Annotated in this window: 21 protein-coding genes and 1 tRNA gene; 9 read left to right on the top strand and 13 right to left on the bottom strand. The window is 63.1% G+C overall.

Annotated elements, in window-relative coordinates; all coding sequences use genetic code 11:
* Positions 1 to 29: 29 nt before the first annotated feature.
* On the top strand, positions 30 to 1,517 hold the full coding sequence (locus tag JY96_RS19885) for an NAD-dependent succinate-semialdehyde dehydrogenase (protein ID WP_035040049.1): 1,488 nt from the start codon (positions 30 to 32) through the stop codon (positions 1,515 to 1,517).
* A gap of 36 nt (positions 1,518 to 1,553) precedes the next feature.
* Here the strand turns inward: JY96_RS19885 and JY96_RS19880 are convergent, their stop codons facing one another.
* Positions 1,554 to 2,132, bottom strand: coding sequence for a TetR/AcrR family transcriptional regulator (locus tag JY96_RS19880; RefSeq protein ID WP_035040047.1), 579 nt, complete (start codon positions 2,130 to 2,132; stop codon positions 1,554 to 1,556).
* Between the two features lie 114 nt (positions 2,133 to 2,246).
* Between JY96_RS19880 and JY96_RS19875 the strand changes: the two genes are divergently transcribed.
* Positions 2,247 to 3,485 (top strand): DAPG hydrolase family protein, encoded by a 1,239-nt coding sequence (locus tag JY96_RS19875; protein ID WP_152606592.1) that lies wholly within the window; start codon positions 2,247 to 2,249, stop codon positions 3,483 to 3,485.
* A 64-nt stretch (positions 3,486 to 3,549) separates the two neighbouring features.
* On the opposite strand, the gene JY96_RS19870 is transcribed toward JY96_RS19875, so the two are convergent.
* Together JY96_RS19870 and JY96_RS19865 are read right to left on the bottom strand one after the other, a co-directional pair.
* Positions 3,550 to 3,623, bottom strand: a tRNA-Gly gene (locus JY96_RS19870).
* Between the two features lie 53 nt (positions 3,624 to 3,676).
* Complete coding sequence (locus JY96_RS19865) at positions 3,677 to 4,429, bottom strand: hypothetical protein (RefSeq protein ID WP_035040042.1); 753 nt, start codon at positions 4,427 to 4,429, stop codon at positions 3,677 to 3,679.
* A 274-nt stretch (positions 4,430 to 4,703) separates the two neighbouring features.
* On the opposite strand from JY96_RS19865, the gene trmB reads away from it, so the two are divergent.
* A complete protein-coding gene (trmB, locus tag JY96_RS19860) occupies positions 4,704 to 5,441 on the top strand; it encodes a tRNA (guanosine(46)-N7)-methyltransferase TrmB (RefSeq protein WP_035040039.1) in 738 nt (245 codons plus the stop codon).
* Between the two features lie 67 nt (positions 5,442 to 5,508).
* Here the strand turns inward: trmB and JY96_RS19855 are convergent, their stop codons facing one another.
* From JY96_RS19855 to JY96_RS19835, 5 genes are read right to left on the bottom strand one after another with little or no spacing between them, the layout of a single operon-like run.
* Complete coding sequence (locus JY96_RS19855) at positions 5,509 to 6,330, bottom strand: peptidylprolyl isomerase (protein ID WP_052162784.1); 822 nt, start codon at positions 6,328 to 6,330, stop codon at positions 5,509 to 5,511.
* 29 nt (positions 6,331 to 6,359) lie between these two features.
* Complete coding sequence (locus JY96_RS19850; protein ID WP_035040037.1) at positions 6,360 to 6,635, bottom strand: BolA family transcriptional regulator; 276 nt, start codon at positions 6,633 to 6,635, stop codon at positions 6,360 to 6,362.
* Positions 6,636 to 6,661: 26 nt separating this feature from the next.
* The gene (locus JY96_RS19845; protein WP_035040035.1) at positions 6,662 to 7,297 is read right to left on the bottom strand and encodes a septation protein A; all 636 of its coding nucleotides are present in this window, start codon (positions 7,295 to 7,297) and stop codon (positions 6,662 to 6,664) included.
* Positions 7,298 to 7,337: 40 nt separating this feature from the next.
* Positions 7,338 to 7,742 carry a peptide-methionine (R)-S-oxide reductase MsrB gene (msrB, locus tag JY96_RS19840; RefSeq protein ID WP_035040033.1) on the bottom strand — a complete coding sequence of 135 codons (405 nt, stop codon included), beginning with the start codon at positions 7,740 to 7,742 and terminating at the stop codon, positions 7,338 to 7,340.
* Complete coding sequence (locus JY96_RS19835; RefSeq protein WP_052162783.1) at positions 7,739 to 9,316, bottom strand: YdiU family protein; 1,578 nt, start codon at positions 9,314 to 9,316, stop codon at positions 7,739 to 7,741. Before JY96_RS19835 ends, msrB begins: the two co-directional genes overlap by 4 nt.
* Positions 9,317 to 9,423: 107 nt before the next feature.
* Between JY96_RS19835 and JY96_RS19830 the strand changes: the two genes are divergently transcribed.
* Together JY96_RS19830 and JY96_RS19825 are read left to right on the top strand one after the other, a co-directional pair.
* On the top strand, positions 9,424 to 10,266 hold the full coding sequence (locus tag JY96_RS19830) for an undecaprenyl-diphosphate phosphatase (RefSeq protein ID WP_035040031.1): 843 nt from the start codon (positions 9,424 to 9,426) through the stop codon (positions 10,264 to 10,266).
* Between the two features lie 88 nt (positions 10,267 to 10,354).
* Positions 10,355 to 11,176: a ferritin-like domain-containing protein gene (locus JY96_RS19825; protein WP_035040028.1), complete on the top strand. Its 822-nt coding sequence runs from the start codon at positions 10,355 to 10,357 to the stop codon at positions 11,174 to 11,176.
* 5 nt (positions 11,177 to 11,181) lie between these two features.
* On the opposite strand, the gene xerD is transcribed toward JY96_RS19825, so the two are convergent.
* The 5 genes from xerD to JY96_RS19800 form a co-directional block, all read right to left on the bottom strand.
* Entirely contained in the window at positions 11,182 to 12,072 is an 891-nt protein-coding gene (gene xerD / locus JY96_RS19820) for a site-specific tyrosine recombinase XerD (protein WP_235333993.1), read from the bottom strand.
* A 4-nt stretch (positions 12,073 to 12,076) separates the two neighbouring features.
* Positions 12,077 to 12,688 carry a chalcone isomerase family protein gene (locus JY96_RS19815; protein WP_052162782.1) on the bottom strand — a complete coding sequence of 204 codons (612 nt, stop codon included), beginning with the start codon at positions 12,686 to 12,688 and terminating at the stop codon, positions 12,077 to 12,079.
* A 293-nt stretch (positions 12,689 to 12,981) separates the two neighbouring features.
* Positions 12,982 to 13,674: a hypothetical protein gene (locus JY96_RS19810; RefSeq protein ID WP_035040023.1), complete on the bottom strand. Its 693-nt coding sequence runs from the start codon at positions 13,672 to 13,674 to the stop codon at positions 12,982 to 12,984.
* 239 nt (positions 13,675 to 13,913) lie between these two features.
* Positions 13,914 to 14,657 carry a hypothetical protein gene (locus tag JY96_RS19805; protein ID WP_152606591.1) on the bottom strand — a complete coding sequence of 248 codons (744 nt, stop codon included), beginning with the start codon at positions 14,655 to 14,657 and terminating at the stop codon, positions 13,914 to 13,916.
* Between the two features lie 194 nt (positions 14,658 to 14,851).
* Positions 14,852 to 15,529: a hypothetical protein gene (locus tag JY96_RS19800; protein WP_035040020.1), complete on the bottom strand. Its 678-nt coding sequence runs from the start codon at positions 15,527 to 15,529 to the stop codon at positions 14,852 to 14,854.
* 280 nt (positions 15,530 to 15,809) lie between these two features.
* On the opposite strand from JY96_RS19800, the gene JY96_RS19795 reads away from it, so the two are divergent.
* The 4 genes from JY96_RS19795 (at position 15,810) to rbbA (ending at position 20,941) form a co-directional block, all read left to right on the top strand.
* On the top strand, positions 15,810 to 16,331 hold the full coding sequence (locus JY96_RS19795) for a GNAT family N-acetyltransferase (RefSeq protein WP_235333992.1): 522 nt from the start codon (positions 15,810 to 15,812) through the stop codon (positions 16,329 to 16,331).
* Positions 16,332 to 16,424: 93 nt separating this feature from the next.
* A complete protein-coding gene (locus JY96_RS19790; RefSeq protein ID WP_081961471.1) occupies positions 16,425 to 17,111 on the top strand; it encodes a CerR family C-terminal domain-containing protein in 687 nt (228 codons plus the stop codon).
* Positions 17,108 to 18,109: an HlyD family secretion protein gene (locus JY96_RS19785; RefSeq protein ID WP_035040016.1), complete on the top strand. Its 1,002-nt coding sequence runs from the start codon at positions 17,108 to 17,110 to the stop codon at positions 18,107 to 18,109. Before JY96_RS19790 ends, JY96_RS19785 begins: the two co-directional genes overlap by 4 nt.
* Positions 18,110 to 18,124: 15 nt before the next feature.
* The gene (gene rbbA / locus JY96_RS19780; protein ID WP_052162780.1) at positions 18,125 to 20,941 is read left to right on the top strand and encodes a ribosome-associated ATPase/putative transporter RbbA; all 2,817 of its coding nucleotides are present in this window, start codon (positions 18,125 to 18,127) and stop codon (positions 20,939 to 20,941) included.
* Positions 20,942 to 20,943 lie beyond the last annotated feature (2 nt).

The raw sequence follows: 20,943 nt of genomic DNA, 5'->3' as shown, positions 1-20,943 counted from the left end.
GGCCCACAAAGGATTCGAGGACAGACAAGATGAGCAACACCACTTCGCCGCTGGCATCCCTGCAAGACCCTTCCCTGCTGAAGACCCAGGCCCTGATTGACGGCCAATGGGTGGACGGTGCCACACGCTTTGCCGTGACCGACCCGGCTACCGGTGCCAGGCTGGCCGAAGTGCCCAACCTGGGCGCCGCCGAAACCAACGCGGCCATTGACGCAGCCAACCGCGCCTGGCCTGCCTGGCGCGCCATGACGGCCAAGGCCCGCGCCGCGATCATGATGAAGTGGTTCCACCTGTTGAATCAGCACGCCGATGACCTGGCCCGCATCATGACGGCCGAGCAAGGCAAGCCCCTGGCAGAGGCCAAGGGTGAAGTGGGCTACGGCGCCAGCTTCATCGAATGGTTTGCCGAAGAAGCCCGACGCGTGTACGGCGAAACCGTGCCCAGCACCGACCCGAGCAAGCGTTTCCTCGTGATCCGCCAGCCCATTGGCGTGTGCGCGGCCATCACGCCCTGGAACTTTCCCATTGCCATGATCACCCGCAAGGTGGCCCCTGCCCTGGCCGCCGGCTGCCCCGTGGTGATCAAGCCGGCCGAGGCCACGCCGCTGTCGGCCCTGGCGGTGGCCGAACTGGCCCAGCGCGCCGGCATGCCGGCCGGGGTGCTCAACATCATCACCGCCGACGCAACCCAGTCCATTGCCGTGGGCAAGGTCTTGTGCGCCAGCGACACGGTGCGCCATCTGTCCTTCACCGGCTCGACCGAGGTCGGCCGCATCCTGATGCAGCAATGCGCGCCCACGGTCAAGAAGCTCGGGCTCGAGCTGGGGGGCAACGCGCCCTTCATCGTCTTCAATGACGCCGATCTGGACGCGGCCGTCGAGGGCGCCATGATCAGCAAATACCGCAACGCCGGCCAGACTTGCGTGTGTGCCAACCGCCTGTATGCGCAAGCCGGCGTCTACGACGCCTTCGTGGCCAAGCTCGCAGAGAAGGTCAGGCAGATGAAGGTGGGCAATGGCTTTGAAGCCGGCGTGACCCAAGGCCCGCTGATCGAAGCCGAGGCACTGACCAAGGTTGAAACCTTGGTGGCGGATGCGCTGAGCAAGGGCGCCCAGGTGGTGACCGGTGGTGCGCGCGTGGACATCCCAGGCGGCCATTTCTACCAACCCACCGTGCTGGCCAATGTGTCGGCCGACATGCGCCTGGCCCGCGAAGAGATCTTCGGGCCCGTGGCACCGGTCTTCAAGTTCGAGACCGAAGCCGAGGCCATCGCCCTGGCCAACAACACCGAATTCGGCCTGGCCAGCTACTTCTACAGTCGTGACGTGGGCCGCATCTTCCGCGTCAGCGAGGGGCTGGAGTACGGCATGGTGGGCGTCAACACAGGCCTGATCTCGACCTGCGAGGTGCCGTTTGGCGGCGTCAAACAATCCGGCCTGGGCCGCGAAGGCGCGCGCCAGGGCATGGACGACTACGTCGAGGCCAAGTACATCTGCCTGGGCGGGCTCGACCGGTAAGCTTTTGCGCCAGGCGGGCGAGGCACACCAGCCAGCCTAGCGCAGCCCACCCTTGTTGAGAACCATGCTGAACATCGCTTGCTGCTGCGCGCGTGACAGCATGGGGCCACTGGCGCTGATCTGATCGAGCAAGAGCGCATCCACCGTCACCAGCACCATGGGCGCCAGGCCGGCGGGATCAGCCACCCCGGCCCGGCTCAGCGCCACCTCGGTGGCCGCCAGGAAATGCTGCCGCTGCTGCGTCACGATGGCCGCCAGCTCCGGGTCTCGCGAGGCCATCATGAACAGTTCGAAGCGGGCCAACAACCGAGTCCGCTTGGCCGGGGACAACCAATCCGCCACACGCTCGGTCAGCAGATCGATGAAATCATCCGCGCGCCACTCAAGCCGGGACATCCGCTGCGCGTCTGCCTGCAGGTCAGCCATGTCGAGCGCCGCATGCCGCAGCAGCGCCAGAGTCAGCAACTCCTGACGGGTGCGGCAATAAAACGAAGTTGACCCCGCGGGCAGGCCTGCTTGTGCATCCACAGCCCGGTGCGTCAACCCCTTTGAGCCACCGCTCGCCAACAAGGCAATGGCGGCGTCGGCGATCACGGTCTTGCGGTCTCTTTCCATTCAGAACATCCGCTCAACGGCGGTCTACCAAGGGTTTGCAATGATGCACGCCAAACTCTACAAACGTAGAGTTCAGACATCCTCTACAAGAGTAGAGCCGCAACAGGAGCCCCCATGCTGACCCCTCATCGTCTTTCGATCTTAGCCCGCCCCTTGGCCACCGCCGCACGCTGCCTCGTCGCGGGCGCAGCCGCCAGCCTGTTTCAACCAGCCTACCTGGCGCAAGGGCTGCCAGGCGAGGCTCAAGCACAGTCAAGCGGCGCCTACACGCAGTTCACCGTCAAGGCGGTGCGCCCCGAGGCCTTCAGCTGGCTTTGGGACAATATGGATGAGGCGCTTTTGGTGGGCGCCAACGGCGAGAACAAGTCCTTCTCCTGGTTGCAGGCGCCCTCCAGCCCAGAGCACCTGGGCTATTCCGCAGGTGCGCGCTACCGCTCGGTTGAGGCCTTTGGCGGCGCCACGCACTGCCTGGAGGTCACCTACCTCGAGCCGGAGACCATGCGTGGACGGGTGGCGTCCGACAATTTCCTGGGCAGCAAACCCTACAGCTTTCTCGCCCAGAACGTGTCGGTAGACGGTAAGCCACCGTTCACCGTGCTGATCCAGTACAACCCCGTCGGCAGCACGTTCGCCGACAGCTTGTTCACGATCCAGGCCACGATGGCAGCGGACCCGGCCTTGGCCCAAGCCTATGTGGCGCATGTTCGCAAGACGCTGGCCGGGCTGCAGCCCAACCTGATGGATGCGCTCAACACGCGCTACTTCAATGCGGTGCTCAAAAAGCGCGGCTACTACAGCGCCGGCCCGATCGACAAGAACCTGAACATGAAACTGACCATCGTGCAGGAGATCAAGGGCATCGACTCGCAGATGCTGTCCTGGTGGTGGGACCACATCGGCAACACGGCCCGCTACCGCCTGTGGCAACCGATCGATCACGTGTCCTTCGAGTGGACGGTGCCGCCCAACAGCCCGGACCTGCAGTACGACGTGGGTGCCGTGCAAAAAGCCAAGGAATACATCGGCAAGCACACGATGACACTCAACATCACCGGCGCCGACCCCAAGGCCATTGCACCTCCGGCCGACATCATCGACCCGGCCTATTTCTATGCCCGAACTGACTTGACACTGCTCGCCGGCATCCTGCCCAGCAACGCGCTGGTGCACCAATGGCGCCCGAACGCCGGCGGCGATGGCGTGATCCTGACCAGCACTTTTGTCAACACGGCGCTGGCGCTCATCATCAACCCCACCTTCAACGACGACCTGGGCTCCCACGCGCTGCGCGAGTTCCAGATGCTGCCCTACTTCCTGCCGCGTCTGTACAAGCGCGAATACCTGAACCAATGAGGTAGCGACACGAGCGCGTCATGGACGGAAAAAAGGCCGGTCAGTTGACCGGCCTTTTGGCATCTGGAGCGGGTGATGGGAATCGAACCCACGTTATTTGCTTGGGAAGCAAGAGTCCTACCATTGAACGACACCCGCGATGGCTGCGCAGTTTACCCCAAGCCAGGCGGGTGCTTTCCAGGCTGTCGTTTTCAGGCCTTCATCTTGCGACGAGCGACCACTGCGATGCCGCAGAGCCCCAGGCCCAGCATCGCAGCGGGAGGCGCCTCAGGCACGGCCGCCGTGTAGGGCGTGGCATTGACCGGCGAGCGCAGCGCACCATTGATGTCGATCGTGATGGTGCCGAAGTCCATGGTCTTGAGTGGCGTGAGCAGTGCCTTGCTCAGGTTCAAACCCGATGTGAAGGACGTCAGGGCCGTATCGGTAAATACCAGGTTGCTCAATTGCTGGTGCATATTGAGTGTCAAGCCGTTGAGCCCGATTTTCAAATCGGTGGCCGTGAATGAATACAGGGAGGTATTCTTGGTCGTGATGCCGTTGGCCGTAATATCGGCCAGAACGAGGTCCTTTGAGTAATCGATCACGAAATTGGCCAATACCACCGACCGTGAGCCGCGGGTAATAGCCAACGCGGAGCCGGTTGCATCACCCCAGTTGGGCGAAACCAGCGGCGAGAACGGTGGCAGGCCCAGCGAAACATCCACCTTGGTCACTGGCAAGTTGAATGCCGTGGAGCTTGAATTCGCTGCCGTGGCATTGCCCAACGCTGACATGCTGGTGCTGGCAGCACCCATGGCGTCCATCGCGTCTTGCGAAAGTGCAAACACAGAGTTGGCCTGCAGGAAGGTAGTGTCCAGCGTCAAGGCCTGCGCCGAGGTGGACATGGCCAAGGTGGTGACGGCAGCAATGCCGGCGGCCTTAAACGAGTATTTGATGGTGTTCACGAGAATAACTCCTCGAATGCGTGTCTGTTGGATCAATCATGCATCGGTTCCCCTTGAACAGGTGGCATCCATACCTAGCGAAGACCCCCATCAATTGCAATTAAAAGCAACGCTCGTGAAATACGCACAGGGCCCGATCAATCCATATATGAGGGGAAAGGGCAATCTGAAAAATATGCAAGCGTGCATAAATCACATAGGCAGCTGGTGCACGAGAACGTCAAGACTTCAGGCACACTCTCGCCCTTGACTTGTTTTCGAACCCGATTTGCGCATGTCCAGCAGCGACCCCACCACCCCACCGGCAGACGCCACCACTGAAGTCGCCGAGGCCGGCCCGGCACACCCTCGAGCCATCCGCAGTTATGTGATGCGAGCAGGCCGCACCACCGAAGGCCAGGCACGTGCGCTGACGGAACTGGGCCCACGCTTTGTGCTGCCCTACACAGCTCAACCCATGGACTTCGCCGCGACCTTTGGCCGTCAAGCCCCGGTCGTGCTGGAAATCGGCTTCGGCATGGGTGACGCCACGGCCAAGATTGCCCAAGCCTTGCCAGGCACGGATTTCATCGGCTGTGAAGTGCATGAACCAGGCGTCGGCGCCCTGCTCAAGCACATCGGCGAGATGGGTTTGAACAACCTGCGCCTGGTCCGCCACGATGCGGTTGAAGTGCTGGAACACATGATCGCGCCGAACTCGCTGGCTGGCGTGCACATTTTCTTCCCCGACCCGTGGCACAAGAAGAAGCACAACAAGCGCCGGCTCATCCAGGCACCGTTTGTGGCCAAACTGCTGACCCGCGTGGCACCCGGTGGCTATCTGCACTGCGCCACCGACTGGGAGCCCTATGCCCAGCAGATGCTGGAAGTGCTTGGCGCCAATCCTGAGCTGGTCAACACCGCATCAGGCTTCGCAGACAAGCCCGCCTACCGGCCGCTGACCAAGTTCGAGAACCGAGGCCTGCGCCTGGGCCATGGCGTGTGGGATCTGGTCTTCCGCAAGAAGGCCTGAACCGCAGCAAAGCCAAATGAAAAAAGCCTGCACATCGGTGCAGGCTTTTTCTTGGGCGCCAGTCAGATCAGTTGCCGAACTTGTAGTCCGTCTTGGCCTTGCCCTTCAGCTCTTCGCGGAACTTGGCCAGCTTGGCCTGGTTCAGGCGCTGGATGATCTGGCCCTTGACTTCGTCGAAGCTGGGGAACTTCGTCTCGCGCACATCTTCCAGCTTGATGATGTGGTAGCCGAACTGCGACTTGACCGGGGTGTCGGTCATCTGGCCCTTTTGCAGCTTGGTCAGGGCTTGCGAGAACTCAGGCACGTAGTTGCCGGGGTTGGCCCAATCCAGATCGCCACCGTTTTCGGCGGAGCCAGGGTCCTTGGAGTTCTTCTTGGCCAGGTCTTCGAACTTGGCACCAGCCTTGATCTGAGCGATCAGGGCCTTGGCGTCTTCTTCCTTCTCGACCAGGATGTGGCGAGCCCGGTATTCCTTGTCACCGTTGGCAGCCTTGATCTTGTCGTACTCGGCCTTGGCTTCAGCGTCGGTCGTGGGGTTCTTCTTTTCGAAGTCCTGGAACAGCGCGCGGATCAGGATGGACTGGCGGGCAAACTCCATCTGGGTCTTGTAGTCGGCGGTGCCCTGCAGGCCACGGCGCTCGGCTTCCTGCAGGAAGATTTCGCGCAGCACGATTTCGTCCTTGACCTTCTGCTCCAGCTCAGGCGTCTTGGGCGTGGCGGGCTGGCCAGGCTGCTGTTGCTTGAGGATCTGTTCGAGCATGGCGTCCACGCGTGCCTTGGGCACGGCCTTGCCATTGACGGTTGCGATGTTTTGCGCGAACGCCAGCGGAGCAGCCAGCGAGAGCGACACGGCCAGCATGGCTGCCTTGGCGATACGAGAAGTCTTCATGGTGAGCAGATAAAGCTTTTAAGAAAGATTCAGACGGGCTCGGCTTTGATGACCAGCGCATGAACACCCTGGGCAATCAAATCGCGCAGGGCATCATACACAAGCCGATGACGCTGAACGTGTGACAAACCGTTGAAGCAACGGGCCCGGACATGCACCGAAAAGTGCGTGCCAAAGCCCGTGCCATTGGCGCCTGCATGCCCCGCGTGCTGCGCGCTGTCGTCCGTCACGGTGCAGGCTTCGGGTTGCAAAGCCTTGCACAGCGCGGCTTCCAGCTGGCTGGCGGTGATGGAGGCACTGCTCATGATGGAGCCCTTTCGTGACAATAAGTTCAGTCTGATTCACCGGCCTTCTCGGGCACCATGTGGCGCCCCAGATACAGGCCCTGCGCCAGGGTAAATCCCAGGGTGAGGCCCAGGCTGCCCCACATCTTGAAGTTCACCCAGGTGTCCAGCGGGAAGTTGAACGCCACCCACAGGTTGAGCACGCCCATCCCCACGAAGAACAGCACCCAGGCCCAGCCCAGGTTTCGCCAGACGGTGTCGGGGGCATCGATCTGCCCGCCCATCATCTGCGCCAGCATCTTGCGGCCCAGCACGATCTCGGTGACAAAGAAGCCGCCGGCCATCAGCCAGTAGATGACGGTGGGCTTCCATTTGATGAAGGTCTCGTCGTGGAACCACAGGGTCAGGCCACCCAGCACGACCACGATCACCAGGCCCGCCCAGAGCATCTTGTCCACGGGCTTGCGCAGCGCCTTGAGCACCACGATCTGCAGCAGCGTCATCACGATGACCACCACGGTGGCCAGCAGCACCGGCGCCTCGGTGACGCCCACTGTGCCGCCGGACACGGCAAAGCCCAGGTACTGGTTCATCCACAGGGCAGCTTGTGCCTTGTGCCCTTCAGCCCATTTGAAGCTGGCGAAGAACAGGATGATGGGCAGCAGGTCGAAAAAAATCTTCATGACGATGGCAGCCCATGCACGGGGCCGCGGGTTACCGCGATCAAGCGTCGCGCGGCACGAAGTCTAGCGCGGCAGAGTTGATGCAGAAGCGCTCACCCGTGGGGTGAGGGCCATCGTCGAAGACATGCCCCAGGTGCGCGCCACAGTTCTGGCAACGCACCTCCACGCGGACCATGCCATGACTGTGGTCCATGACGCGCTCGATGATGCCGTCCTGAGCGGGCTGGTAATAACTGGGCCAGCCGCAGCCCGCATCGAACTTGGTGTCGGACTCGAACAGCTTGGCCCCACAGCAGATGCACTTGTAGGCACCGTTCTCGAAGTGATCCCAATAACGCCCGGTGAAGGCCCGCTCGGTGGCCGCCTGGCGCGTGACCTGGTAGTCCATCGGGGCGAGCTGCTCACGCCACTCGGCATCCGTCTTTTTGACTTTGTAATCGCTCATGATGAACAAGACACCTCGATGGCCTGGGCCCATTCGGGCGGAAAACCTGCGTCAGCCTCGGCGCCGGGCTGTTCGTCGAACGGCCTTTGCAGAAGCTGATGCAAGCGCTGCACCTCACTGTAGTCCCCCTTTTGCGCACGCTGGATGGCCAACTCCGCCATGTGATTGCGCAAGACGTAGACCGGGTTGACCCGGCGCATGCGTTGCGCGCGCTCGGCATCCACACTGCCTTCGGCCTGAAGCCGTGCGGCATAACGCTGCGCCCAGGTATCAAAGGCGTTACGGTCCATGAACAGATCGCGCACCGGTGCATTGGCGGCGTGATCTGGTGACACGTCAGCCCGGTAGTCGCACAAGCGGCGAAAGGTGATGGTGAAGTCCGCCTTGCTGGCCGCCATGGTCTGCAGCAAGGCCACGGCCAGCTCGCCATCGCCCTCCTGCTCGGTCAGCAAGCCCAGCTTGGCGCGCCAGCGGGCCCGCATGGCCTGCGGGAAGCGTTGCTCGTAGGTTTGCAGCACGTCGATGACCAACTGGGTGTCATCCTTGGCCTCAGGGATCAGGGGCAACAAGCCCTGGGCCAATGCACGCAGGTTCCAGTAGCCGATCTGGGGCTGGTTGTTCCATGAGTAACGCCCATGGTCATCGGAGTGGTTGCAGATGTGATTGGGGTCGAAGGCATCCAGAAAACCGAAGGGGCCGTAGTCGATGGTCAGCCCCAGGATGGACATGTTGTCCGTGTTCATCACGCCATGGCAAAACCCAACAGACTGCCAGTGCGCCATCAGCTCGGCGGTGCGCGCCACCACGGCACCCAGCAAGGCCAAGGCACGATGAGGCTTGTCGGCCATTTGCGGGTAATGGTGCTCGACCACGAAGTCCACCAGGGCCTGCAAGGCGTCCAGGTGCCCAGGCTCACCGCTGTGGGCAAAGTGCTCGAAGTGCCCGAAGCGGATGAAGCTGGGCGCCACACGGGCCACCACGGCCGCGGTTTCAACCGTCTCGCGCCGCACCGGCTGGGGCGACGCCACCAGGCTCAGTGCCCGCGTGGTGGGCACGCCCAGCCCGTGCATGGCCTCGCTGCACAGGTACTCGCGAATGGATGAGCGCAGCACCGCACGACCGTCCGCGCGCCTCGAATAAGGCGTGGCCCCGGCGCCCTTGAGCTGGATCTCCTGGGGCCCCATCGGCGAATCGATCTCGCCCAGCAGCAAGGCACGGCCATCCCCCAACTGCCCGGCCCACACGCCGAACTGGTGCCCGCTGTACACGGACGTGAAAGGCGACATGCCGGGCCAGACGCCGTTGCCGCTGAACACCGACAGCGCCGGCTGTGCCGCACCATCCGCGTCACCCAGATGCCACCCCTCGGGCCAGCCCATGTCGCAGGCCAGCGCCTGGTTCACCGCCACCCAGCGAGGCATGGGCAAAGGGTCACCCTGCCAGTTGACGCCCAGCGGCACCTGGCATCGGGCTTGCGTCTGCTCGCTCAGTTGCACGAAGCGGTTGAGCCAATGGCCAGCGTCGGGCGACCAGGCAAAGTTCTGTAAAGGGTGGGGATTCAAAGCTGCAGACATGTGGCGCAGTTTAGACAAGCCCCCCTGTCCCTGGGGCGGGGTCGGCTAATCGCTGCGCCACGCTGTCCTAAGATGCCGCACCAATTGACGCTAGCGGGAAGTCGAACGTGGATATCGTGCTGTTCATGAAGTCTGCCCTGATGGGCATTGTGGAAGGTCTCACCGAGTTCCTGCCCATCTCGAGTACTGGCCATCTGATCCTGGCGGACTCCCTGCTGGACTTTGCGCGCAGCACCGGCGCCGACAAGGCCAAGGTCTTCGAGATCGCGATCCAGACGGGCGCCATCTTCGCCGTGATCCTGGTCTACCTGCAACGCGTCAAGGACACGGTAACCGGCCTGTTCTCTGACCCCAAGGCCCAGCGCTTTGCCCTGAATGTGTTCGTCGGCTTTTTGCCAGCCGTGGTCATGGGCCTGGCCGTTGGCAAGGCGATCAAGGCGCATTTCTTCACCGCCACTGTGGTCGCCACGACCTTCATCCTGGGGGGCGTGATCATCCTGATTGCGGAGCGCTTTGCAGCCCAACGCCCGCAGCAACGTGTGCAGACGGTGGACGACATGAGCCTGATGGACGCCTTCAAGGTGGGCGTGATCCAGTGCCTGGCCTTGATACCCGGCACCAGCCGCTCCGGTGCCACCATCATTGGCGGCATGCTGATGGGGCTGTCGCGCAAGGCGGCCACCGACTTCAGCTTTTTCCTGGGCATCCCGACGCTGATCGGCGCTGGCGTGTACAGCCTGTACAAGGAACGTGCGCTGCTGTCGGTGAATGACCTGCCCTTGTTCAGCGTGGGCCTGGTCTTCGCGTTTGTATCGGCCTGGTTGTGCGTGCGCTGGCTGATCCGTTATGTGTCCAGCCACAACTTCGTGCCCTTTGCCTGGTACCGCATTGCCTTTGGCATCTTCATCCTGGTGTCGGCCAATATGGGCTGGATGACCTGGGCGGAGTGATCGCCCAAGGGCAGCAGATCGCGAGGCCTTCAGCGGGCGATTGCATGGGCATCGCTGGGGCATCGCAGGCTCACCGCACAATACGGGCATGAGCCTGAGAGACCAAGCCCTGCAGATCCTGCTGATCTGTGATCCGCAAGACAAAGCCCTGGCAGCGCTGGCCTGCCAGGAGGCCCTGCAAGGCGCCACGGGCCCTTGGCTGAGTGAAGCCGATCGACAGGCGCCATTGGCCTTGACGCCCGAGCAGGCCGCACACATGCCTGGCCGCCCTGCCCGCCCCTTGCTGGTCCCAGCCAAGCAAGTGCCGTCTCGGTCACCCTTTACCCTGGAAGGCCGTGCGGCCCTGCTTCACGCCATCTGCCACATCGAGTTCAATGCCATCAACCTGGCGCTGGACGCGGTGTGGCGTTTTGCCGGCATGCCAGCCGCGTTCTACAGTGACTGGCTGAAGGTGGCGGCCGAAGAAGCCCTGCACTTCAATCTGCTGCGCGCGCACCTGCAATCGCTGGGCTACGACTACGGCGATTTCGACGCCCACGATGGCCTCTGGACCATGTGCGACAAGACCAAGGACGACATCCTGGCGCGCATGGCCCTGGTGCCCCGCACCCTGGAGGCCCGCGGGCTGGATGCCACCCCGCTCATCCAGGACAAGCTGACCAGAGCGGGCGATCAACGGGCGGTCGAGATTCTGGACATCATCCTGCGCGACGAGGTGGGGCACGTGGCCATCGGCAACCGCTGGTTTCACCACCTGTGCCAGGCGCGGGGCGAAGACGCCGTCTCGCTCTACCCGCAACTGGTGCAACGCTACGAGGCCCCTCGCCTGCGCCCACCCTTCAACGAAGCCGCGCGCAAGGCCGCGGGCTTCACGGACGAGGAACTCGCCTTTCTGCTCGGGGTGGACTGAATTGCTCAGCCGCGCGGGTGGTGCCGCGCGTGCAACTGCCGCAAACGCTCACGCGCCACATGGGTGTAGACCTGCGTGGTGGAAATGTCCGCATGCCCCAGCAGCATCTGCACCACGCGCAGATCGGCGCCGTGGTTGAGCAGGTGCGTGGCAAAGGCGTGACGCAAGGTGTGCGGCGACAACGGCTGGGTGATGCCTGCCAGCACGGCGTATTTCTTGATGAGCTTCCAGAACATCTGCCGCGTCATGGGGCCACCTCGGCCGGTGACAAACAAGGCATCGCTGACCTGACTACCCAGGATCATGTGCCGGCCCTTGTCCAGATAACGTTGCAACCACTCGCCGGCCTCGGCACCAAAGGGCACCAGCCGCTCCTTGCTGCCCTTGCCCATGATGCGCAACACCCCTTCGTTCAGCCCGACATGGACGGATTTCAGCTCGACCAGCTCACTGACGCGCAGGCCACTGGCGTAGAGCAATTCCAGCATCGCCCTGTCCCGCAGGCCCAGCGGCTCATGGATGTCGGGGGCAGCCAGCAAGGCCTCGACCTGATGTTCGCTCAAGGTGCCGGGCAGGCGCATGCGCTGCCGGGGTGCATCCATGCGCACCGTGGGATCAGCCGCGCACAGCCCTTCTCGCAGGGCCCAGCGGTAGAAGCGGCGGAACACGCTCAGGCGCCTTCCCGCGGATGACGGCCGTGAGCCGGCATGCCGTGCGGCGGCGTACCCCTGCAGGTCAGTCTCGCGGGCATGCACCAGCGAACGCCCCTCTGCGTGTTCAAGCAACCAGGCACCGAGCCCTTGCAGATCGCGCCGGTAGGCCGCCAGGGTGTTGGCGCTCAGGCCATCTTCCAGCCAGATGGCATCGACAAAGCGATCCAGGTGGGGGTCTGTCACCAAGTCAGTAGCCACCACGCAGCAGGCCTTCCTTCATGCGACGGTCCACCGGGTGGTCGCCTACAAAAATCTTGAGCACGCAGCGGTAGAGGTCGTCGCCAGAGACGGGTTGGCCCACCACCTTGTCATTGAGGCGCAGGCTGACACCCTTGTCGGGAATGAAGTCGAGATCCAGCGTATCGCCGGGCTTGAGGTCGCCCACGCTGTCGATCAGGGACGCCAGCCCAGTGAGGCGATCACCCAGCCTGTCGCGCACGGCCTGCGACTCATGGTCCTCGATGCGACCGACCAGGGAGCGGGTCAATTCATGACTGGGTGCGTTGAGCATGATCTTGAGCCGAATCCGCTTGGGCCCAGGCATGGCCAGAATCTGGGCGGCATCCTTGCTCGGCGCAGACAAGTACAAGCCAGCGACGAAGGCCTTGACCCAGGCCACGCCGCGCAAGCCAAGGCCATTGAGACGCAAGTTGCGGTCAGCCAGCCCCATGGTGCGCTCGAACTGCTGGCCCTCCAGGGTCGGGATACGGGCCTCGCTGGCGGCACAAGCCGGCAGCGGCACGCCCAGACCAGCGGTGAGCCCCAGCGACAACGCCACCACGCCGAAGCGACGGGCCATGCGCCAAATCCAGTTCACAGAAGACATCAACACCCCTAGTACGGTGCCCCGCGTGGTCGATACCTCGCGGCGCCGGCAACAAGCCTGCAATCCACAACGCCCCCGGCAGCACCGGGGCTGACAAGAACAGCCTTGCCGCTTCGTAAACTATCGCAAAACAAAACAGCCTGCAGAACACCAGGCTTGAAGACCCGGATTCTGCAGGCTGCACCCCACGCAGGGGAAACGTGCTCGGCGACCTGAACTCAGTCAGGTGCGTTGCACGCACAAGGAGAGATCAATCTCGATTCGATTCAGGGAGCGGGCACGTAGGGCGTCATCGACACAGGCTTGCTGCGGAACTTGACGACGATGTCCTGCGTCAGGGTGCCGAAGTCGGTATCGTCCAGCACAGCGCGGTTGTACGAAGGCAACTTCAGGCCGAGCATGAAGGAGTCCTTGGTTTCTTCCGTCAGGAACAGCTTGTCCAGCACCTCGTGAGCCGTGATGGTCAGGGGGAACTTGTACTTGATGCCCAGGGGGGCCTCGGTGTTGTAGTTGTAGATGGCTTGCTGAACCACGCGGCTGGCGGTGGTGGAAGCGGTGCCTTTGATGGACACGTCGGCCAGCACTTGCTTGCTCACGTAGTTGATGGTGAAGTTGGCCAGCGTGACAGCGTAATCCACGCCCTTGAAGGTGCGGCCGAACTGCAGAGCGGAACCACGTGCATCACCCTTTTCGATCTTCAGGCCGGAGCCGATGGTGATCGTGGTGATAGGCAGGTTGAAGGTGTCACCGGCGTCGCCCACGGCCGTGGCGTTACCCAGCGCGCTGACCGACACGGCCTGCAGGCCGAAAGCATCCATGGCCAGGGAAGAGAACTTCTGCACCGAGTTGGCCACGAGCGCGTTGGTGGGGATCGTCAGGCTGGCGTGAGCCGAAGCCGTGGCGGCAACCAGCGCTGCTGCGATGGAAACAGAGCGCAGGGACAGGGTAGAAAAACGCATCTCGAGAACTCCTAATCGGGTCGGTTTGCTTGCGTCGTGCAAGGCGTGTTGGTGTAGTAAGAATGGTGCCCCACCCGCGTTTTCCCCAAGCCCCCTCGCCTCGGGGGGAAGGGTGACGAAAAGCGTGAAGAAAACCCGCAAACCTAGGGTTGCCACCTAGCATGTTTGCGGGGGTTTTCTCAGGGGTTCTACCAAGCACCCAGCACAAATACCTAACCCAATCAGGTTGCACCCGATGCTCAGAACTCACCGCTGTTGTAGGCGCGGCGGACCTCTTCCATCGCTTGCTCCAGCTTGGCCTGGGTGCGCTCGGCCGGATTGGTCTTGGCCTGCCATTCGGCAAAAGCCGTGGCCTGCCGGCGTTTGAGTTCGATCTGGCGGTTCTTGGCCTGCATCTGCTGCTCGTCTTCGCTCATCGGCATGATGGCGTTGAGCTTGGCCTGCTGCTCTTCCAGGCGCTGGTTGCGCCTGGCCTCGTCTGTCTCGACGTCGGCCAGCAGGACCGCACTCATCAGATTGGCTTCAATGGGCGTGAATTCACCACCGGCCAGACGATCTGGCAGCTCGCTCAGCAAGGCCTGCGCCATGCGCTGACGCTTCTTGGCGTCCTTGGTTTCATCCAGGGTTTGCCAGGTCTCGAAGGTGTGCTGGTAGCGCAGGTAACCCACGATGCGCGTCGCCTCGGACTTCTGTGCGCCCATCTTGTCGAGCACCTGGTTGAGGATGGTCCAGTCATCTGGCTGGATGTCGGAGGGGCGGCCATCGGACGCCACAGCGGGCTTGAGCGCCGCGACCGGGTCGTCATTGCCCACGCCTGGCTGCAGCCAACCAGAGGGCGCCCCTTTGTGATCGGCCAGCACGACACCGTCATGGTTGTCGCCATCCTTCTGTCCAAACCACCAATAAGTAGCACCACCAGCGACCGCGATCGCCAGCCCCGCAGCCGCCATTTGCCAGGATTTAGAACGTTGATACGTGATCATCTTTGGGAAACCTCTACGAACATGCACCCGAATGCCCGCAGTCTGCACCAACAAGCCGACGCATGGCGTCGCACGCCATCGGCGTTGCCAAAAAACAAGTCCTGCAAACCATACAACCGTTTGCAGGACTCAAAGAGCTTCTCGAGAGAGAGGCAGGGGGAGAGCCCCTGCCACGTGATCCGATTGATCGAGAATTACTGGGGCACGTACAGCGTGGTCGACACGGGCTTGGCGCGCAGCTTGACCAGGATGTCCTGGGTCAGCGTGCCGAAGGTGGTGATGGAATCCAGCGCGGCGGCCAAAACAGGCGTCAGGGCCAGCGCAGACTTCATCGTGGCGTTCATTTCAGGCGTCAGGGTCAGCTGGTCCAGCACTTCGTGGCCAGTGATGGTCAGAGGGAACTTGTACTTGATGCCCAGGGGCGTAGCAACGTTGAAGTTGTACAGGGGAGCTTGCTTGGTCGTGGTGCCGCCCAGGGGGGTGGTGTCAGCCAGCACTTGCTTGGTGGTGTAGTTGATGGTGAAGTTGGCCACCGTGACGCCGACCTTGCCCACGTTACGGGCGATACGCGAGATTTCCAGCGCAGAGCCCTTGGCGTCGCCAGAAGCGATCTTCAGCTGGTTGTTGATGGTGATCGAGGTGATGGGGAAGCTGAAGGCGCCAGCCACGCCGTCCACAGCGGTGGCGTTGCCCAGGGGGGTCACGGTCACGCCGCCCACTTCAAAGGCGTCCAGGGATTCTTGCGAGAAGGCTTGAACGGAGTTGGCAACCAGGCTGTTGGCGGGGATGGTCAGGTTGGCGTGAGCCGACGCGCCGGCAGCGACCAGTGCGGTTGCGACAGCGATCGAGCGGAACGACAGGGCTTTTTGCATTTCGATGCTCCTAGTGGTGTTGCTTGCTGCTATTGAGCGAAGCGGTGTTGATGTGCGATTAATGTTGCCTGCGCGCCGATTTTCCTACCCCCCCTGCTTCGGGGATCCAAGGGCCTCAAAGGAGGCCCAAAAGCATCAAACTCAGGGTAAGCATTGACGTAAAAAGTACCACCCTGATTCGGGATTCCACCATCCCCCGGTAGATGAGGGCCATCTGGCATGCCAGCACGCCTGGCGCATACCCCGTTCCATCACTTTGCCGAATCCCATGAAGCCTTTGATGCCCATCAACCAGTCACCCCGCCTCATGCTGGAGGGTGATCTGGATGCCGTCATCAGCCTGCAAACCACCTGCTACGGCCTTGAATTTAACGAACCGAAAGCATCTTTTGCGTCCAAGTTGCTGGCGGCCCCGGAGAGTTGCTGGGTCATGCCGGGGCCCTCTGGCCTGCTGGCGTATCTGGTTTGCCTACCCATCGAGGGGGATCTGCTGCCCGCGCTGCATTCACCCGATTGGACTAGGCCAGCCGACCCGAACTGGCTATACCTGCATGACCTGGCGATCCACCCCGATGCACGTGGTACCGGGCTGGCCAGCTTGATGCTGCAGAGGGCAACCGAGCTGGCGCAGGCGCTGGGACTGGGGGCCATGGGCCTGATTGCGGTGCAGGGCTCCGTGCCCTTCTGGCGCCGCCACGGCTTCGAGCCGGTCGGGGGCACGGCGAACCAGATCAGCGAGGCCAAGCTGGCCTCTTTCGGTGAAGGTGCCACATTCATGCTGCGCCGCACCATCACTTCATGAAGTAGCTTGACCCGAATCAAACTCGCGTCATGCAAAAGTCATACGATCGACTGAACTCAAGATCCATGAGACGCCACTCAGCGCGCACCGGCCATGCCCTCCCCGCGATCCACAGAAGCCAGCCGAGGCGCTCACGCACGCGAGCGCATGATCCTGGCTGCGCTGGATCTCTTTGGCCGGCATGGCTTTGACGCCACCACGACACGGATGATCGCGCAGGCGGCGTCCATGAACCTGGGTGCCATTCCTTATTACTTCGGCACCAAGGAAGATCTGTACGCCCAGGCAGCCGGGCATCTGGCCAGTTTCATCGAACAGGCGCAGGCAGCACCACTGGCCAGGCTGCGTGAACAGAGTGCACAGACGCCGGACACACCGGGCCTGATCGATCTGATGGTCAGCTTCCTGTTGGACGAAACGCGTTTGCTGCTGGCCGACAAGGTGCCCGCCAGCTGGGTGCAGTTCTTCCTGCGGGCGCAGGCCGAGCACGGTGAAGCCTTCGAGCGCGTGTTTGCACAGGTGGTCGAGCCCGTGCAGTGCTGCCTCAACCAGGTGCTGGCGCGCATCATGCAACGCGCCCCTGAGGACTTTCATGTGCGCACCCTGTCTTTTTTTCTGATTCATCAATTCATCTGCCTGCGTCTTGCAGACTCGGTGCTGATGCGCCGGCTCGACTGGGACGCCATCACCCCTCAGCGCGTCGAGCAATTGCTGGACGTACTCACACCGACGCTTCGCGCCCAGTTGCTGAGCGCCGCCAACCTGTCTTCCACGCCATGAGCAAGAAAACCACCCCCTGGCTGATCCTGGCCGCTGTCATCTGTGCCGCGGGCGGCGTGGCCTGGTGGGTCAACAGCCACCGCGACCCGATCCCCGCAGGCCTGATCCGCAGCAATGGCCGGCTGGAGGTCGAACGCATCGAGATCGCCGCCAAATACCCTGGGCGCATCATTGAACTGCCGGTCAACGAAGGGGATCTGGTCAAGGCAGGCGATTTGATCGCACGACAGGACAGCACCGAGCTGGTCGCACAACGCGCCGCCGTGGAGGCCGCTCGCCAGCGTGCCAGCCAGGCCATGGCGCGTGCGTCCGCCGAGACCGAGGTCCGCAAGGTGCAGGCCCGCATCGCGCAGCTGGAGCTGGATCACACCACGAAGCTGAAGCAGGACGCGCTCGTATCTGGTGCCGAAGTCGAGCGCAGGCAAGCGCAGCGCGATGGCGAGAATGCCGGTGTGCAGGTGGCCACTGCGGCCATTGGCGAGGCCACGGCGGCACGGTCCGAAGCCGAAGCGCAGATGAAGCGGCTGGACATCGCCATTGAAGACATGAGCCTGCGCGCGCCGGTCAATGGCCGCATCGAATACCGCGTGGTCGAACCCGGCTCGGTGATCCCGTCCGGCGGGCGCGTGGCGACGCTGCTGGACACCTCCAATGTGCACATGACGGTGTTCCTGCCCACCTCGATCGCCGGCAAGCTGCAGGTGGGCGACGAGGCCCGCATCGTGCTGGATGCGGCCACACAGTTCACCATTCCCGCGCGCGTGTCGTTCGTGGCGGCTGAGGCGCAGTTCACGCCCAAGTATGTGGAGACGACCTCCGAGCGTGACAAGCTGGTCTACCGCGTCAAACTCAAGGTGCCCACCGAGGTGGCCATGCAGTACGCGTCCTACGTGAAGGCGGGCCTGACAGGTTATGGCTTTGTGCGCGCCGACAAGTCGGTGAAGTGGCCGGACAACCTGGCCGTCAAGCTGCCGCCGGTGGACACTGCGAAGAACTGACACGAGGCCAGCAACATGACCCGGCCTCAAGCCGCCCCCACCGTGGATGCCCGCCAGGATCTGGCCGTGCGCATCACGGATCTGGGCCACACCTATGGCGCCACACGCGCCATGGACCACGTCAACCTGGCTTTGCCCGCGGGCAAGACCATCGGCCTGGTCGGGCCCGATGGCGTGGGCAAGTCCACGCTGCTGGCCATCATCGCAGGCGTCAAGCGCCTTCAGCATGGCCAGGTCGAGGTGCTCGGGCTGGACATCGCCCAGGCCGACAACCGGGCGCAACTGGCGCCACGTGTGGCCTTCATGCCCCAGGGCCTGGGCCGCAACCTCTACCCCACCCTGTCCGTGGCCGAGAACATCGACTTCTTCGCCAGGCTCTTTGGCCAGGGCGCAGCGGAGCGCGAAGCCCGCATCCAGCGCCTGATGGATGCCACGGGCCTGGCCCCTTTCCGCGACAGGCCGGCCGGCAAGTTGTCGGGCGGCATGAAGCAGAAGCTCGGCTTGTGTTGCTCGCTGGTGCATGACCCGGATCTGCTGATCCTGGACGAGCCCACCACGGGCGTGGACCCCTTGTCGCGTCGCCAGTTCTGGTCCTTGGTGGAAACCTTGCGCCGGGAACGCCCAGGCATGACGGTGATAGTGGCCACCGCCTATATGGAAGAAGCCGAGCGCTTTGAATACCTGGTCGCGATGGACGAAGGCCGCATCCTGGTCTTCGACGATACGCAGGCTGTGCTGGCACGCACGCCCGAAAAGACGCTGGAGGCGGCCTACATCGCCATGCTGCCCCCCGACAAGCGCGGCAGTGGTGAGGCACTGGTGATCCCGCCACGCGAAGCCACGGAAGGGCCACCCGCCATCGAAGCCAAAGGCCTCACCCGGCGCTTTGGCGATTTCATTGCCGTCAACAACGTGAGCTTTCGCATCGAGCGAGGCGAGATCTTCGGCTTTCTGGGCTCCAACGGCTGCGGCAAGACCACCACAATGAAGATGCTGACGGGCTTGCTGGACATCAGCGAAGGCGAGGCCATGTTGCTGGGCCAGCCCATCGATGCCCATGACTTGAGCACGCGCATGCGGGTGGGCTATATGTCGCAGGCCTTCTCGCTGTACGAAGAGCTGAGCGTGCGCCAGAACCTGACGCTGCACGCCAGGCTTTACCAGTTGGAAGGCGCGGCCGCCGAAGCCGCCATCGAAGATGGCCTGCGGCGCTTTGATCTGGTCGACCATGCTGACGCCAAGCCCATGCAGCTCTCACTGGGCATGCGCCAGCGTCTGCAACTGGCTGCCGCGTGCCTGCACCGCCCCGAGGTGCTGATCCTGGACGAACCCACCTCGGGCGTGGACCCGGCCGCACGTGACATGTTCTGGCGCCAGCTGGCCAAGCTGTCGCGCGAAGAGCACGTAACCATCTTCGTGTCCACGCACTTCATGAACGAGGCCGAACGCTGTGACCGCATCTCGTTGATGCACCGCGGCACCGTGCTGGCCGTGGGCTCGCCCCGGGCCTTGCGTGACAGCAAACAGGCGGATTCGCTGGAGACCGCCTTCATCGCCTACCTGGAAGAAGCGGATGACACCGTGCAGGCTGCGCAGGCTGCCGCCACTGTCAAAGCCGCACCCCAGGCGCCCGCGGTGGAGCCCGACCGCTCTGTCAACGCGCCACAAGGCGAAGCGCAGCCCCATGCCAAGCACATCGGCCTGCTCTTGTGGCTGTCACGCACCTGGGCCTTCGCGCGGCGCGAAGCCATGGAGCTCAAGCGCGACCCCATCCGCCTGACCTTTGCCCTGCTGGGCCCCATCATCCTGCTGGTGACGGCGGCCTGGAGCATCTCGTTCGACATCGAGCACGTGGCCTTCTCGGTGCTGGACCATGACCAGAGCTACGACAGCCGCCAGCTGATCGAACACTTCGCTGGCTCGCGGTATTTCGAAGAACACCCGCCCTTGCGCGACATGGCCGACATCAACCGGGCGCTGCAGTCTCACGATGTATCCCTGGTGGTCGAGATCCCGCCCAACTACGGCCGCGACCTGATCGGCGGGCGTCACCCCGAGGTGGCCTTCTACATCGATGGTGCCGGCCCCTTCACGGCCGAGAACGTGCGTGGTTACGCCACCGGCATCGTGATGGAACACGCCATGCGCTTCGCCAAGGAGCAGCCTGGCCTGGTGCCCCCCACCCTGCCCGCCAGCCTGGAGCCGCGCTTCTCCTACAACCAGGAGTTCCGCAGCATCTATGCCTCCACGCCTGGCTTGCTGATGCTGTGCCTGATCATCATCCCCGCGATGCTGACGGCGCTGGGCGTGGTGCGCGAAAAGGAGATGGGCTCCATCATCAACCTGTACGCCTCACCCGCCAGCGTGGGCCAGTTCCTGCTGGGCAAGCAGCTGCCATACATCGCGCTGGCCATGGCCAGCTTCCTGACCTTGGTGTTCCTCACCATCGTGCTGCTGCAGGTGCCCCTGAAAGGCGACTTCTTCGCGCTGACCCTGGGTGCCCTGACCTTCGTGTTCGCCACCACGGCGCTGGGCCTGTTGATCTCGGCGTTTCTGCAGACACAGGTGGCCGCCTCATTTGCCTCGGCCATCATCTGCCTGATCCCGTCGGTGAACTTCTCCGGCCTGCTCTACCCGGTGTCCACCTTGACCGGCTCGGCGCTGTGGGTGGGCAAGGGCTTCCCGGCGTCCTGGTTCCAGTTGATCAGCCTGGGCGCCTTCACCAAAGGCCTGGGCTTTGGCAGCTTCCTGCCCATGTATGCCGCACTGATGGGCTTCGGCCTGCTGTACCTGGGGCTGGCACGCGTGCTGGTCAGAAAGCAGGAGGGTTGACC

Source organism: Aquabacterium sp. NJ1, assembly GCF_000768065.1.
Classification (GTDB): Bacteria; Pseudomonadota; Gammaproteobacteria; order Burkholderiales; family Burkholderiaceae_C; genus Aquabacterium.
Note: the sequence above shows the minus strand (reverse complement) of the source record. Positions and strands in the feature narration are given on the sequence as shown.